12 protein-coding genes are annotated in these 15,294 nt (G+C 46.5%); 9 read left to right on the top strand and 3 right to left on the bottom strand.

Going from position 1 to position 15,294, the window contains the following annotated elements; all coding sequences use genetic code 11:
• Positions 1–49 precede the first annotated feature (49 nt).
• The gene (locus D328_RS0118885; protein WP_018886605.1) at positions 50–565 is read left to right on the top strand and encodes an A24 family peptidase; all 516 of its coding nucleotides are present in this window, start codon (positions 50–52) and stop codon (positions 563–565) included.
• Positions 566–577: 12 nt separating this feature from the next.
• Positions 578–2,599 carry a DUF6382 domain-containing protein gene (locus D328_RS0118880; RefSeq protein ID WP_018886604.1) on the top strand — a complete coding sequence of 674 codons (2,022 nt, stop codon included), beginning with the start codon at positions 578–580 and terminating at the stop codon, positions 2,597–2,599.
• Between the two features lie 472 nt (positions 2,600–3,071).
• Here D328_RS0118880 and D328_RS0118870 read toward each other — a convergent pair whose 3' ends face one another.
• Together D328_RS0118870 and D328_RS0118865 are read right to left on the bottom strand one after the other, a co-directional pair.
• Positions 3,072–3,572, bottom strand: a complete 501-nt coding sequence (locus D328_RS0118870; RefSeq protein ID WP_018886603.1) for a VanZ family protein — start codon at positions 3,570–3,572, stop codon at positions 3,072–3,074.
• 110 nt (positions 3,573–3,682) lie between these two features.
• Positions 3,683–4,198, bottom strand: a complete 516-nt coding sequence (locus tag D328_RS0118865) for a hypothetical protein (protein ID WP_018886602.1) — start codon at positions 4,196–4,198, stop codon at positions 3,683–3,685.
• Positions 4,199–4,737: 539 nt separating this feature from the next.
• Between D328_RS0118865 and serS the strand changes: the two genes are divergently transcribed.
• Complete coding sequence (serS, locus tag D328_RS0118860; protein WP_018886601.1) at positions 4,738–6,021, top strand: serine--tRNA ligase; 1,284 nt, start codon at positions 4,738–4,740, stop codon at positions 6,019–6,021.
• An 80-nt stretch (positions 6,022–6,101) separates the two neighbouring features.
• On the opposite strand, the gene D328_RS0118855 is transcribed toward serS, so the two are convergent.
• Complete coding sequence (locus tag D328_RS0118855) at positions 6,102–7,016, bottom strand: TIGR01777 family oxidoreductase (RefSeq protein ID WP_018886600.1); 915 nt, start codon at positions 7,014–7,016, stop codon at positions 6,102–6,104.
• A gap of 474 nt (positions 7,017–7,490) precedes the next feature.
• Here D328_RS0118855 and D328_RS0118850 point away from each other — a divergent pair, with 474 nt between their 5' ends.
• The 6 genes from D328_RS0118850 (at position 7,491) to D328_RS0118825 (ending at position 15,215) form a co-directional block, all read left to right on the top strand.
• Entirely contained in the window at positions 7,491–8,618 is a 1,128-nt protein-coding gene (locus D328_RS0118850) for a deoxyribonuclease IV (protein ID WP_018886599.1), read from the top strand.
• 21 nt (positions 8,619–8,639) lie between these two features.
• On the top strand, positions 8,640–9,536 hold the full coding sequence (gene purU, locus D328_RS0118845; protein ID WP_018886598.1) for a formyltetrahydrofolate deformylase: 897 nt from the start codon (positions 8,640–8,642) through the stop codon (positions 9,534–9,536).
• Positions 9,537–10,043: 507 nt separating this feature from the next.
• On the top strand, positions 10,044–10,541 hold the full coding sequence (locus D328_RS31280; protein WP_018886597.1) for a hypothetical protein: 498 nt from the start codon (positions 10,044–10,046) through the stop codon (positions 10,539–10,541).
• A 536-nt stretch (positions 10,542–11,077) separates the two neighbouring features.
• Positions 11,078–13,120: a transketolase gene (gene tkt, locus D328_RS0118835; protein WP_018886596.1), complete on the top strand. Its 2,043-nt coding sequence runs from the start codon at positions 11,078–11,080 to the stop codon at positions 13,118–13,120.
• Between the two features lie 63 nt (positions 13,121–13,183).
• Entirely contained in the window at positions 13,184–13,501 is a 318-nt protein-coding gene (gene ppnP, locus D328_RS0118830) for a pyrimidine/purine nucleoside phosphorylase (protein ID WP_018886595.1), read from the top strand.
• A gap of 358 nt (positions 13,502–13,859) precedes the next feature.
• Positions 13,860–15,215: a glucose-6-phosphate isomerase gene (locus D328_RS0118825; RefSeq protein ID WP_018886594.1), complete on the top strand. Its 1,356-nt coding sequence runs from the start codon at positions 13,860–13,862 to the stop codon at positions 15,213–15,215.
• Positions 15,216–15,294: the final 79 nt, after the last annotated feature.

Raw genomic sequence — 15,294 nt, 5'->3', positions numbered from 1 at the left:
TGAGCTTGCTATACAAAAATGCTGAATAAAATAATTGGGGGCGTCCATATTGAGCTGGATGTATATAGGGTGCGCATGCTTCTTGCTGATAGCACTATTTACGGATATACGGTCCATGAAAATACCGAATAAGCTTACAATACCCACTATACTTTCAGGTCTGATACTGCACGGATATAGTGATGGCTGGGCTGGGATTCTTTTTGCTGCTGCAGGGCTTGGCACCGGATTCGGGCTACTGTTCATTTTATATTGGGTAGGTGCTGTTGGGGCTGGGGATGTGAAGCTATTTGGCGGGATTGGGGCTTGGACTGGTGCTGCTTTCGTATTACATGCCGCATTCTATTCCATCCTGTACGCAGGTTTGGTTGGAGTTATTATGCTTCTCTGGAGGCGTGAGATGGTAGGTCGTCTACGAAGCTTGCTGCTACAGATTGGAGGGTTCCTATTACTTAGAAGCAAGGTGGCTCTTGCAGCAGGAAGAGATTCTTATCTGCGTTTTCCATTTATGATTGCTGTAATTCCAGGGGTTATCAGTACTTATTTCTATTTGATCCATGCATAAGGAGGGCAGGAGGTGAATTTAACAAGAGATTTTGTTCAAAATGGCGGGATCTTTATGATGATCGACACTGAGAATGGTCTGAGCTCAACTGATCTTAATCGAACACAGGCAGGTATGCTGACCTCCAATCGGATTCACAGCTTATTGGCCTTTAGAATTAAAGAAGTAGATAATAAGGTCACATTTCAGTATGACGTTACAGGTCTGAAAATGCTCTCGCATATATGGTTCTCCCACAGACACTCCATTCAGATGCTGTACAAGCTACTTTATGAAATATTAGATGCATTAGACTCGTCCAGAGAGTATATGCTTACACCTTTGCAATTCGTTGTTCATGAAGACTACATTTTTGTAGAGGGTACGGGGGCTGAATATGCAGTACGTCTGACTTATCTCCCGCTAAGAGAGGGATTCGATGCATGCTCAGTGGGGCAAGACATTAAGCAATTAATTATTCGACTGCTCAGCTCCATAAAAGAATTGGAAGGCGATGGGCTGCAGCGATTACTGCAAATGTGCGATCAGGACATATTTGATCTGCAGGGAATGAAGCTGCTCTTGCTTGAATATTTGGAAGCTAACGATTCAAAGGAGACGAGTATAGCTACAGCCTCGGAGACAGCCATATACTCACAAGCATCTGCAGTACTAGATACGGGGGCTGCACCTGTTAATGTTAGCTCTTCTTCGAGAGCAAAAGGTCTTGTTGCTCAGCGGAAAAGCCAGATTTCAACAGATGGTGTTCAAGGTGATCATCTCTCTGAATCGAACTCGGCTGTGGATTCATATCTAAGTAAAACTGCTCTAAGAAAGACCGAACGACACCCGGAGGGGGAAGGGGAGTATGGACCATTCCTGGGACAACGTGGACGCAGTAGTGGTGAGCGAGCTTCGCACATGGTACAATCTCAGGCTCCCCAGCTTCAAGCTCCGTCATTTAATGATCCACCAGCGTGGAATTATGGGGAGGCTTCGGCTGACGATGATGAGATGGAGGAGGACATTTCAACGAATGGTCCTCGTAAATATCGGACATATATCATGTCAGCATGTATCCTCCTGGCCGCAAGCGTGTGGAGGTATCTTTATCTGGACCATCCAAGTCTCTCCAATCTGATCATAACATCGGCTGTCACCGTTCTACTTAGCACAGTGACGCTATTAGCATGGTTCGGGAAGCTACGTCTCAGCAGAGGTGCTAAAGATTACAGTGAGCATGTAGCAGAGCTTGATTCAGGTGAATTAGAAAACTATGAGCCAGCGAATTCAGGTAAAGGAGCCAAGATATTCCGTTTCCAAGTCGATCGTGTTACAGGCTACATGAGCAAGCAGCAAAGAAAAGGGGATCTAGAAGGCTCCAAAATGGAGATCAACCGTGGAAAGCACATAGGTAGACTAGGGCATGAAGAAGAGCGAACGAGAGAGGCGCTTGGCGGTACAGATCCGTATTTGGCAAGTGATAGTGGCAATGTTCCGGGGAGCCTGGAGAACAACAAATTAGACAATGACCGTAGCAATAGCATTCACTATGAAGAAGTGAATTCAGGTGACTACTATTCCTCATTAAAAGAAAATACGGATATTCTTGCGAGCAGTTCATCGGATGCAACCCGTTTTTTGGGGTCAGAGGATCGTAAGCTTGCTCAACAGCGGCAGGAGCACGACACGCAGGTCGCTTGCTTGTATCTATTAGATACAGAGGGCAACTACTTGAATGAGACGGTACCGATCAGGTTGTCGCGGAGTAGCTTCACTATAGGAAGAGGCGAAGAGAGTGCCTACCGGATTTCAGATGCCGAAGGTCTGTCACGTCTGCATATAGAAATATCAGAGTCTATGAGGGGGGAGTATCGGATCAAGGATCTGGCATCTACTAACGGCTCTCTACTTAATAATGAAGCGATGATACCGTATAAGGAATATCTACTTCAACATAGGGATATTTTGAAGCTGCCGGGAGTCGCTTTTCAATATTCAAGTCCTCTTAGTACAGAGAGACCATCTAATGTAAGTCATGGGCTGGCAAATTGAGCTAAGTGAACCCGACGGACCTAAGTGAAGCTGACCTAAATGAAGCTGATTACTTGCAAGTAGGCCTACTGTTCCATTATAATGGTCCGTACAATTACAGATCGGAATCACGCCATTGAAGAGAATCCAACTCGGAGGCGTTATCGCCAGGGGAGCTAGCTTCTCTCCAAGTTAACCGGAACCGCCCGTTATCGCGGACCAAGAGGCCAAGCAGGCACCATAAGCATGCTTTGGCAAGTTGGGTGGCACCGCGAGCAGAGCGCTCCTCGTCCCAAGGGATGAGGGCGCTCTTTGCATTTTTTTAGCCAAAGGAGACGGTAATGATGTTGGATTTGAAATGGATTCGGGAACACGTGGGGGATGGGAGAGTTTGTGGGATGATTGACATTACTCATGGGGCAAGATGAGCGGAACCGCTCACGAATTTTTTACAGAGTAACTGTCGCGTTTGATTTGACAATCCGTCATATAATTAATTGCCATGAGAACGATTAATAAAAACATCTTCTACGCTACAATAAATTTTGTTACCTATATAACCAAATAAGCAACCAATCATATTTAAAAATACATCAGCCATATCAGCCGATCCTAAATATGTTATAAATTGAGTTAATTCAATTCCTACGATTAAAAGAAGACAACAAAACATTGTTTTAAACAAAGATTGTTTCTTTAAAAGGAAAGGTATTAGAAATCCCATTGGAAGAAAAATAAGGACGTTCCCAATAAAATAGAGCACTTCATATGAAGTGATTCCACTATTTTGAAAAGAGTGGAAAGATGATTTTAAAGTAACAACTGGATTGAGATTTATTTTCCAGTATCCGATGCTTTTTTGAAAAATGTTAGCTTGTATTCTCGCAACAACATGTTCAATATTTCCCGTAAATTTAATAATCACAAAATTTATTATAAATAATAAATAGATAGAGAAAATCACTTTAGATCTTTTGTGAGTAAAAATAGTCATATTCTCCCCCTAACCATGCCCTGTCTGTAGACAATACATGACTATAAAAGCTACAAACCTAGTTACAGGCTTGTAGCTTTTATAAAAAATTACTAGAAACTACGTAAGTACTATTTGGAAATGGAACCGTTAAATGAATAAGTGTTTCCATTATTCGGGACACTGAATGATACATAATAATTGCTTGATTTTGTAAGATCAGTAAAAGAGGCTCTTAAAACCTCATTCGTATTAATTGTTTTGGAAGCTACAATTCCCCCAGAAGACTTGTGCACTGCAATTGTCAAAGAATTAGAAGTTCCACCATAATCCTCTACTAACTTCCAGTTGTCAACAGTAACTTTAAGGGAGGTTGTGCCCGTTAACCATTTATCTGTATATACTCGATAACCGATTTTTGAAATTTGATAGTTATAGTCACTTACCGATACATCATGAGAGGAGGCACCGCTGCTTGGTGGATTTGCACCGAAAATAGTAATTCCACCATTCGAAGATTCTAAATTAGGTGGCGTAATTGAAAGCTCATGATAATCCTCGCTAGCATAAGCACTACCACCAGTAGCTAAAACCAATGCCATTGATGCTACCAGTAATCCATTTGCTAAACCATTTCTTTTTTTCATTAATATTCCTCCTCTTCTTTTTATAGTGAAAATTATACCATAATATTACATAATGTCTAGTTTTTTATTGAAAATACAAGAAATTAGTTTGAACTATGGTATTTCATTCGAATTTTTGACATTTAAGAGTCGAGAAGAGTTGCTAAATTCATATTTTGAAAGTGATTATGAAACTTTTGATGATGAAAAGAAAAGGCCTAACTAATAATATAGTTGTTTGTGTACTAGAGCCATGATGGTTGTGCTATTTGTCCAAATTTCACTATTACTTGCAAGTAGGCCTACTGTTCCATTATAATGGTCCGTACAATTACAGATCGGAATCACGCCATTGAAGAGAATCCAACTCGGAGGCGTTATCGCCAGGGGAGCTAGCTTCTCTCCAAGTTAACCGGAACCGCCCGTTATCGCGGACCAAGAGGCCAAGCAGGCACCATAAGCATGCTTTGGCAAGTTGGGTGGCACCGCGAGCAGAGCGCTCCTCGTCCCAAGGGATGAGGGCGCTCTTTGTATTTTTTTAGCCAAAGGAGACGGTAACGATGTTGGATTTGAAATGGATTCGGGAGCATGCGGAGCAGGTACAAGAGGCTGCTAACGGCAAAAGGATTGATGTGTCTGTAGATGAGCTGTTGGCCCGGGATGAAGAGCGGCGTGCTCTATTGCAGGAGACGGAGCTGCTGCGGGCAGAACGGAATCGTCATTCGACGAAGGTCGGTCAACTGCTGCGTGAGGGGATGAAGCCGGAGGCAGATGCGCTGCGTGAGCAGGTGCTGAACATCAACGAACAACTGGCGAGACTGGATGCTACTCTGGATCAAGTGCAGCTTGAGGTGAAGCGTTTATTATATTTGATTCCTAACGTCGTATCTCCAGATACACCTGTTGGTAATTCTGACTTGGATAATGTAGAGCTACGTGTGGTAGGTATGATTCCCTCACTGCCGGTAGGCTTCCGGGATCATGTGGAGCTAGGGGAGCTTCATGACCTGCTTGATATTGCACGTGGGGTCAAGATGGGCGGGGCTCGTAGTTATGTCCTGAAAGGCGCCGGCGTATTGCTGCATCGAGCTGTTCAGCAGTTGGCAATGGATATCCTGCTACGCCATGGATTCACTCCTCTGGAGGTACCGTTACTGGTCAGGGAGCCAGCTTTACTCAATACAGGCTTCTTTCCGCTAGGGCGTGATCAGGTCTATAAGCTGGAGGATGAAGAAAGATGGCTAGTAGGCACATCCGAGGTTCCATTGGTATCCTATTACGCAGATGAAATTGTTGATGTAAGTGAACCTATAAAGCTTGCTGCTGCATCCACTTGCTTTCGCAGTGAAGTAGGCTCCAGTGGTCGGGATGTAAGAGGACTGTATCGGGTGCATCAATTCGCGAAGGTGGAACAGGTCATCCTGTGTGAGCCGTCTGCTGATGTATCCGAAGCCATGCTTCAGGAAATAACAGGGCATGCCGAGGAGCTATTGCAGCTATTGGAATTACCTTATCGAGTGGTTGCAGTGTGCACAGGAGATATGGGGCAAAAAACGTACAAACAGTATGATATCGAGACATGGATGCCTAGCCGTAATGCATACGGGGAGACGCATTCCTCCTCGAACCTTCATGATTTTCAGGCTCGTCGATCTAATATTCGTTGCAGGGATGCGGAGGGCAAGCTCGTCTATTGCCACACCTTGAATAATACAGCCGTAGCTTCACCACGCATTCTAATTCCACTGCTGGAGAATCATCAAATGGAGGATGGCAGTATTCGAATCCCTGCAGCCTTGCAACCATACTTGAATGGTCTGGAAGTGCTGGAGGCAAGCAAGTGAGTAGGTGAGAAGCAAGTAGATAAGAAGCAAGTGAATAGATAAGAAGTAAGTGACTAGAGCCATGTAGTGTTCAGGAGGGCTTAAGAGCCCTCCTGCTCCGCCCGATGCAGAGCCTCCAAAGCTTTTTCCAGCGTTGGGAATTGGAAGGTATATCCATGCTCCAGCAGCTTGGCAGGGAGTACCTTCTGTCCCTCCAGAACGAGCTCGCTGGCTTCACCCATGGCTGCGGATACTGCAAAACCAGGTACCTTCAGCCAATGAGGCCGATGATAGACTTTTGCAATGGTTTGGCCGAAGTCCTCATTGCGTACAGGATGGGGAGCTACAGCATTTACTGGCCCAGAGATGCTAGTATCGTGAATGCAGTGGTTGATAATGCCAACCATATCAGCGATGTGGACCCAGCTTGTCCATTGCTGTCCATCACCCATTTTGCCGCCGACACCAAGCTTGTAAGGCAGACGCAGCAAAGGATAAGCTCCGCCCTTATTGCTCAGTACCACAGTAATTCTAAGTTTCACTAAACGTGTATCTTGGATGGCGTCGGCTGCCTGCTCCCATTTTGAGCTGACTTCTGCCAAAAAGCTGTCAGTACGAGTGGGCGAGTTCTCTACAAAAGTAGCTGTATCCGAGGTGCCGTATATGCCCATAGCCGAAGCCTGGATGACTACTTTGGGCTTGTGCTTGAGAGCTGCTACAATGCTGGCGACAGAAGCAACTGTATCGAGTCTGGATTGCAGGATGCGCTTCCTGGCTGCATTCGTCCAGCGTTGGTTCAAATTCTCGCCTGCGAGATTGACCAGGGCATCGATTTCTTCCAAATGCTCTGGATTATGCTTCAGCTCATCCCAGGTTACATAAGTAATAGCGGAGTCTGATGCTTCTCGATCAGGAGATTTTCGCGATACGATAATGATGTCATGGTTATTTTTTTTGCTGAAGTCTACCAGTGCGCTGCCAATAAGCCCGCTTCCACCGCAAATAGCTATTTTCAAGTGTATCTCCGTCCTCTTCAATGGAGTGATATATACGTTGCTTCTAAATTAAAATACCCGTGTACAGATGCTTGACGCTTTTGTCGCGCAGATGTGTATGTGATTCTTATCATAACGGAAATAATTGTCTGGAATCAAAAGGAGAAGAAATACAGAAGTAGCTTATCCAACGCATTCACAGTACCCTTCGCATTCACAGTACCTACACATCCATCGTATCTTATGGGTCGTACCGCATCCATGGGTTTCTTTGTATCTATGGTTTCATGTGATCAACCGTGTCATTGCATCCTTCGTACCTTTCATTCATCATCGTCATGTCTATGATATCCGTAGTATCCTTTGCATCAACCAAGCCATCACATTGACACTTCTCTTATATTCTCATATCTTCTAGGATATTAATGTTGTTTGTACGTGATAATCACGTTAGAATAGGGGAATAATTCGCGAAGGTTAAAAGGGGGATGCAACATGTTGAAAATCGGTTCCCATGTATCTTTCTCGGACAAGGGCCTGCTAAGTGCCACGAAGGAAGCGGTATCTTACGGGTCCAGTTCATTTATGATTTATACAGGAGCACCACAAAATACACGTCGCAAGCCGATGGAGTCCATGTATTTGGACGAAGGTAAGCAACTAATGGTTGAGGCAGGGATGGGCGAGATTGTCGTTCATGCCCCATATATCATCAACCTGGGATCCTATAAAGAAGCAACGTACGAGCTTGCCGTTAGCTTCCTGCAGGAAGAGATTCGCCGCACCCATGCGATTGGCGTGAAGAATATCGTGCTCCACCCGGGTGCCTTTACGGACAAGGATCAGGAATACGGGATTAACCGCATTGCCGACGGTCTTAATGAGGTATTGAGCGGGGTTAAGGAGACGGAGGTCAATATTGCCCTAGAGACGATGGCGGGAAAAGGCACGGAGATTGGCAGAAGCTTCGAGGAGATCGCGGCCATTATGGATAAGGTCGAGCACAATGAGCGTCTAACGGTCTGTATGGATACATGTCACATTCACGATGCCGGCTATAATATTGTGGACAATCTGGATGGGGTGCTTCAGGAATTTGATCGGCTCGTCGGTGTGGATCGTATTGCAGTCGTTCACTTGAATGATAGCAAGAATCCGGTAGGCGCTGGCAAAGACAGACATACACCTATCGGCACGGGATACATCGGATATGACACGATTCGCAATATCGTCAATCATGAGCTGCTGAAGGATCGTCCGTTCATTCTGGAGACACCATGGATTGGTAAGGATGCCAAGACGCAGCAGCCGATGTATGAGGCTGAAATCGCACTTCTGCGCGGTAATGTAGCTGAGCGCTTCGGTGAGCAGTTCTTGACGCAAGTAGAAGAGCTGCATGCATTTTTCCGCAAGTCCGATACGAATCTTCGGGAATTTGTCCTGAGTACCTGGGATCTGCTGAAGAGTGATGCTAAAGCGAGAAAAGCTGACCCAAGGGAGCCACTGGAGCGATTGTACGATACCGTTGTGCAGGCGTCTATTTTCCCGGAGCTTACAGAACAAGAGATTAACCACCGCCTCATTGCCCTGCTGTCAGGCAAGGAGCTGTTGGTGAATGCATAATCAAGGGGGATCATTTTTCAAATGGAGCTTCATGTAAAGAACACACACAATGCTGCACACACGACTCATGCTAATCGTGCACGCATGTTGATTTCCTGTCCGGATGGTCCGGGCATCGTTGCAGCTGTCTCACGCTTTTTGCATGAGCACGGTGCGAACATCGTTCAATCCGATCAGTACACAATGGACCCAGAAGGCGGAATGTTCTTCATGCGTGTCGAGTTCGACCTTCCCGAACTAGATTCCTCGCTGCCAGGCCTGGAGCAGGATTTTGGGCAGGTGGCTTCCCAGTTCAATATGGATTGGACGATCACGAATGTGAGCCGTAAGAAGAAGCTAGTGATCTTCGTCTCCAAGGAGGATCATTGTCTCGTAGAGCTGTTGTGGCAATGGCAGGCAGGTGATCTGGATGCGGATATCGCTATGGTCATCAGTAACCATCCAGATATGAAGGAGTACGTTGAATCATTCGGGATTCCGTACCATCATGTCCCCGTAACGGCAGATACGAAGGCTGAGGCAGAACGTCGACAGTTAGAGCTGATCGGTAGCGAGATTGATGTTATTATTCTGGCTCGTTATATGCAGATCATTTCACCTAAGTTCATTGAGCATTACCGCAATCGCATTATTAACATTCATCATTCCTTCTTGCCTGCCTTCGTGGGGGGAAAGCCTTATGCGCAAGCCTATAACCGTGGGGTTAAAATTATCGGGGCTACGGCACACTATGTGACCGAGGAGCTGGACGGCGGTCCGATCATTGAGCAGGACGTTCAAAGGGTCAGCCATCGTGATGATGTAAATGAGCTGAAGCGGATTGGACGGACCATTGAGCGTGTCGTCTTAGCCCGTGCGGTCAAATGGCATGTAGAAGATCGTATTCTGGTGCATGAGAACAAGACGGTTGTATTCTAATCAATGACCGTATTCTAATTCAAGTGATTTTTTTGTATAGCCCGTAGAAGCTGTTCCTTGAGGACGGACTCTATGGGCTATATTTGGTTTTATACCTTGGCTTGGTGCACAGGTGTACAGGTTGATGTATACCTGTCGTGTATTTCCTTTTGTGTATCACTTGTACATTTCCATCTGTGTATTACTTGTGTGTCCCTGTCTTTAAAGCTGTTTGTGTTTGTGTTATATATGTTTGTGTTACATATGTTTCTGTCATTTATGTGTATGGCATATAAAGTTATGAACTGCTGACATGTAGCTACTTTATTTTTCATGGGGTGCCGTAGAGTACTATTACGTTGCTTCATTGTTTGTATGCTATGTGTTTACTTACTGACTATTGGTGCATTCAGGAAATACTCAACGTGCATTCATAAGTGCTTCAGCTTCATGGGAGATAATGTGAGGGAATCAAGAGTTCGTACCAATCTTATCTTTACTATTATCAATGGAAAGAGGCCTAATCCCATGGAAAAGAAAAACTTAGCTACAATTGCCGCAATGCTCACGATGACCGTTGCCCTTAGCGCTTGCGGAAGTACAAATGATACATCTAGCTCAGGTGCAACTAACTCCTCCTCCGCTGTATCCAGCACGAACTCTAATACTGACACCAATACCAACACCAAAACCAATACCGACATCGACACCGACACAAGTAACGATATGAACTCTAGTATGAGAAGTACGGATACGAATACAAGTAGTGGAACGGACGCTGCAACTCCGCAGGCTGCGAATGATGGCAGGACAGGAACACCACCGCAAGGCACGCCGCCGGCAGGTGGACCGCCAGAAGGAACACCACCAGATGGAACACCTCCTGAGGGTGCACCGCCGGAAGGGGAGGGCAATCCACCATCCAAGCCAAATGAAGATCAAGCAGCAGCAGACGGCGCCGCCTCTGGCAGCACATCGGATGCTTCAACAACTGCAACGGATGCGGGAAGCCAAAGTGGGCAATAATCCTTACTGGAGTTAGTCTGCAAAACCATGTCACTAGAATGCGTCAGACTAGTTGGCCCCACCTTTTGAGACCCAATAGAGAGAGTTAAATACCAACCCACACGCAGTGTGTATAAGCTATTTTGGTCAAGGGCTTTCGCAGAGATGAGTTCCTTTTACCTTCATGGGTGAAGGGAACTTATTTGCGTTATTTTGGAGTTCTCTACCAACATGCATAATGATGCAGTCCTCATGGTAGCCCGGGTGAGGGGTATTCCGAGTGACGACACGGTCCGAATTGTATTCTGGTTTGACAATGGAGCATTGCTTTACTTATAACGGGTATATTATTTGATAATGGCTTCAAAGCGTTTTGACATCTGGCAAAGCCGCGTGGCAAATGGTACAATACATGAGAATGAATAAGTCAAATTGAAAGATTCAAGCAGATGGATTCCATCGGACAGCGCAATGACCAACATTGTCTGCTCTGGGGACGCCTCTGTGCCACGACTCACCAACGGTATACTTTGTTATTTATTATGAGGAGGCTTACCATGACTGACGACAAGCAAGCGATTCATAAGGAAGAGAACTCAACGATTGATAACCTGTCCATTACGACGATCCGTACACTGGCTATTGACGCTATTGAGAAAGCCAAATCCGGTCATCCGGGCATGCCAATGGGTTCGGCTCCAATGGGCTACCAATTGTTTGCGAAGACGATGAACCACAACCCTGATCATCCGACATGGATTAACCGCGACCGCTTTGTACTTTCCGCTGGACATGGCTCCATGTTGCTATACAGCCTGCTCCATCTGAGCGGGTACGATCTGCCTATGGAAGAAATCAAGCAGTTCCGCCAATGGGGAAGCTTGACTCCAGGTCACCCTGAATTTGGTCACACAGCTGGTGTAGATGCTACTACGGGTCCTTTGGGACAAGGTATTGCGATGGCTGTAGGTATGGCTATGGCTGAAGCTCAAATGGCTGCTACGTATAATAAGGATAAATTCAATGTCGTAGATCACTTTACATATGCGATTTGCGGCGATGGAGACCTGATGGAGGGTGTATCCCACGAAGCAGCTTCCCTTGCTGGACGTCTGCACCTTGGCAAGCTGATTGTACTGTTCGATTCCAACGATATTACTTTGGATGGTGAGCTGAATCTTTCCTCCAGTGAAAGCGTAGCTAAGCGCTTTGAAGCTTATGGCTGGCAAGTGCTGCGTGTAGAAGATGGTAACGATCTCCCTGCCATCGAGAAAGCTATTGCTGAAGCACAGGGCGAAGCGATTCGTCCTACCCTGATCGAAGTGAAGACGGTCATCGGTTACGGAAGCCCGAACAAGCAAGGTAAAGGCGGCCATGGTGGTACACACGGTTCTCCGCTGGGTGCGGAAGAAGCGAAGCTGACCAAGGAATTCTACAAATGGGTATATGAAGAGGATTTCTATGTACCACAAGAGGTTCGTGAGCATTTCGCGAGCGTGAAGGAAAAAGGAATCGCCACTAACAAAGAGTGGGATGCACTGTTCGCTGAGTACAAAAAGGCTTATCCAGAGCTGGCAGCACAATTCGAGATCGCGATTAGCGGCAAGCTTCCAGAGGGCTGGGATCGTGACCTGCCTAAGTACTCCGCTGAGGACAAGGCTGTCTCCACTCGCGTAGCTTCTGGTAATGCACTGAACGGCCTGGCACCGAACATTCCGTTCCTGACTGGCGGCTCTGCAGACCTTGAGAGCTCGACGATGACACACCTGAACAACCTGACCAACTTTACTCCAGAGGATTATGCGGGCCGCAATATCTACTTCGGTATCCGTGAATTCGGTATGGCAGCAGCCATGAACGGTATGGCTCTGCACAGTGGTGTGAAGATCTTCGGCGGTACGTTCTTCGTATTCACCGATTACCTGCGTCCAGCTGTACGTCTGGCTGCACTGATGGGATTGCCTGTAACCTACGTGCTTACGCATGACAGTATTGCTGTAGGTGAGGATGGCCCGACTCACGAGCCGATCGAACAACTCGCTTCCCTGCGTATTATTCCGAACCTGACTGTAATTCGCCCAGCAGATGGTAATGAGACTTCCGCAGCTTGGGCTTATACGATGGAAAATACGGGCAATCCGGTAGCGCTGGTGCTGACTCGTCAGAACCTGCCGATCCTGTCTGCTACAGCAGAGCATGCACGTGAAGGTATCCGTCGTGGTGCTTATGTCGTGGCTGATGCTAAGGAAGGTACTGCAGTGGCGCAAATTATCGCTACAGGCTCCGAGGTTCAACTGGCTGTGAAGGCTCACGAAGCACTGGCTGCCGAAGGCATCCATGTCCGTGTCATCAGTATGCCGAGCTGGGATTTGTTCGAGAAGCAGGACAAGGCGTATAAGGATTCTGTAATTCTTCCATCTGTAAAAGCTCGTCTGGCTGTAGAGATGGCTTACCCGATGGGCTGGGAGAAGTATGTGGGTGACCAAGGAGATATCCTCGGTATTTCCACCTTCGGTGCTTCCGCACCTGGCGACCGCGTCGTAAGTGAATATGGCTTCACTGTAGAGAACGTAGTTAGCAAAGTGAAAGCATTGCTGTAGTCTTAACTATAAGCCTTAGGCTTTTGGCAATATATCTGACCGGACAAAGGAGAAGCGGCATCCATGGGGCGATTTGACAACGTTAGCGTTATTAAGAAGGCAAATATCTATTATGATGGTCAGGTTACTAGCCGTACCGTCATTTTGCAGGATGGCTCCAAGGTTACGCTTGGCATCATGCTTCCAGGCTCTTATGAATTTGGGACTGATTCTCGTGAGATTATGGAGATTCTCGCTGGCGATCTGCGTGTACAACTCCCTGGTGAAGAGCAATGGCTGGAGATTCAAGGAGAAGGAACTTTCCATGTTCCTGCCAAGTCCTCCTTTAAGCTGGAAGTGCGCAGTGTAACGGATTACTGCTGCTCTTACCCGGCAGATTAATGTGAGTAGAGGGAGCTTACCGAGAGCAGTACCCGCTTTGGCCGGAACAATTCCTATTGAGGGAGCTAAGTCAGCCAAGTAGCAGTACTTGATTTTGGAGGCTGCCGGAGGGTAGGTACCGTGATATTACGGTCTTACCCTTTTTCTATCCCACAGCAGAACAGTACTACAGCATCATAGCAGGACTACTCAGTCTGACTTATATCACAGCTATAGCTGCTGCCCTGTGGCATCATGGTCAAGGGCCGCTTTGTGGCATACGCTTGTCAGGTTCTTTAAATTAAAGTATTCTATTGCTAAGTCGCATCAGAGGCAAATGCCCTGACCATTGGCAATGGTAAAACAGGAGGTTCTATCCATGTCCAAAAAAGTAACATTTGATTACAGCAAGGCACTGAGCTTTGTAGGCCAACACGAAGTTTATTATTTCGCTGAGCCCATCAAGCTGGCTCATGAACAGTTACATAACCAGACGGGAGCAGGCTCTGACTACCTCGGCTGGATTGATCTGCCGACCAACTATGATAAAGAAGAGTTCTCACGTATCCAAAAGGCAGCTGCCAAAATCCAAAGTGATTCCGAAGTTCTGATCGTCATTGGAATCGGTGGATCTTACCTGGGTGCGCGTGCAGCGATCGAGATGCTGTCTCATTCCTTCTATAATATGCTGCCGAAGGACAAGCGTAAGACTCCGGAAATCTACTTTGCTGGTAACAACATCAGCTCCACTTATGTGAACCATCTGCTGGATCTGATTGAAGGCAAGGATTTCTCCGTCAATGTCATCTCCAAGTCCGGTACGACTACGGAGCCAGCAATTGCTTTCCGTATTTTCCGTGCAGCACTGGAGAAGAAGTACGGTAAAGAAGAAGCTCGCAAACGCATCTATGCTACAACGGATCAAGAACGTGGTGCATTGAAGAAGCTGGCGAATGAAGAAGGCTACGAATCTTTCATTATTCCTGACGACGTAGGCGGACGTTACTCCGTGCTGACGGCTGTAGGCCTGCTGCCTATCGCTACTGCTGGAATCAACATCGAAGAGATGATGCAAGGTGCTGCTGACGCTTCCAAGGAATACAGCAATCCTAATGTTGCTGAGAACGAAGCTTACCAGTATGCCGCTGTACGGAATGCTCTGTACCGTAAAGGCAAAGGCACTGAGATTCTCGTGAACTACGAGCCTTCTCTGCACTTCGTATCGGAATGGTGGAAGCAACTGTTCGGTGAGAGCGAAGGTAAGGACTTCAAGGGAATTTACCCGGCATCGGTTGACTTCTCGACAGATTTGCACTCCATGGGTCAATTTATCCAAGAGGGCAGCCGTAATATTTTCGAGACAGTTATTCAGGTAGAGAACGTACCTAGCCATATCACCATTGAGGAAGATGCAGACGATCTGGACGGTCTGAACTTCCTGACTGGCAAGACGATGGATTTTGTTAACAAAAAAGCGTTCCAAGGAACGATGCTTGCTCACACAGACGGTCAGGTTCCTAACCTGATTGTGAACATTCCAGATATGACACCTTATTCGTTCGGATATCTGGTATACTTCTTTGAGAAGGCTTGTGGCATCAGCGGATACCTGCTGGGTGTGAATCCGTTCGATCAGCCGGGCGTAGAGGCTTACAAGAAGAATATGTTTGCACTGCTGGGCAAACCAGGCTTTGAGGAAGAGAAAGCGAAGCTGGAAGCAAGATTGACTGAGTAATTCAAACCTGAGGGAACTGAAGCACAGAGGTTGCGTCATCAAGTAGCCTCTGCATAACAAGACAAGAAAGCAGTTCACT

Origin of the sequence: Paenibacillus massiliensis 2301065 = DSM 16942 (genome assembly GCF_000377505.1) — a bacterium.
Classification (GTDB): domain Bacteria; phylum Bacillota; class Bacilli; order Paenibacillales; family Paenibacillaceae; genus Paenibacillus; species Paenibacillus massiliensis.
Note: the sequence above shows the minus strand (reverse complement) of the source record. Positions and strands in the feature narration are given on the sequence as shown.

What these genes read in the sequence shown, in the direction of transcription:
- D328_RS0118870 (WP_018886603.1), bottom strand. Translation starts at nt 3,572, where the DNA reads ATGACTATTTTTACTCACAAAAGATCTAAAGTGATTTTCTCTATCTAT.
- D328_RS0118865 (WP_018886602.1), bottom strand. Translation starts at nt 4,198, where the DNA reads ATGAAAAAAAGAAATGGTTTAGCAAATGGATTACTGGTAGCATCAATG.
- serS (WP_018886601.1), top strand. Translation starts at nt 4,738, where the DNA reads ATGTTGGATTTGAAATGGATTCGGGAGCATGCGGAGCAGGTACAAGAG.
- D328_RS0118850 (WP_018886599.1), top strand. Translation starts at nt 7,491, where the DNA reads ATGTTGAAAATCGGTTCCCATGTATCTTTCTCGGACAAGGGCCTGCTA.
- purU (WP_018886598.1), top strand. Translation starts at nt 8,640, where the DNA reads ATGGAGCTTCATGTAAAGAACACACACAATGCTGCACACACGACTCAT.
- D328_RS31280 (WP_018886597.1), top strand. Translation starts at nt 10,044, where the DNA reads ATGGAAAAGAAAAACTTAGCTACAATTGCCGCAATGCTCACGATGACC.
- tkt (WP_018886596.1), top strand. Translation starts at nt 11,078, where the DNA reads ATGACTGACGACAAGCAAGCGATTCATAAGGAAGAGAACTCAACGATT.
- ppnP (WP_018886595.1), top strand. Translation starts at nt 13,184, where the DNA reads ATGGGGCGATTTGACAACGTTAGCGTTATTAAGAAGGCAAATATCTAT.
- D328_RS0118825 (WP_018886594.1), top strand. Translation starts at nt 13,860, where the DNA reads ATGTCCAAAAAAGTAACATTTGATTACAGCAAGGCACTGAGCTTTGTA.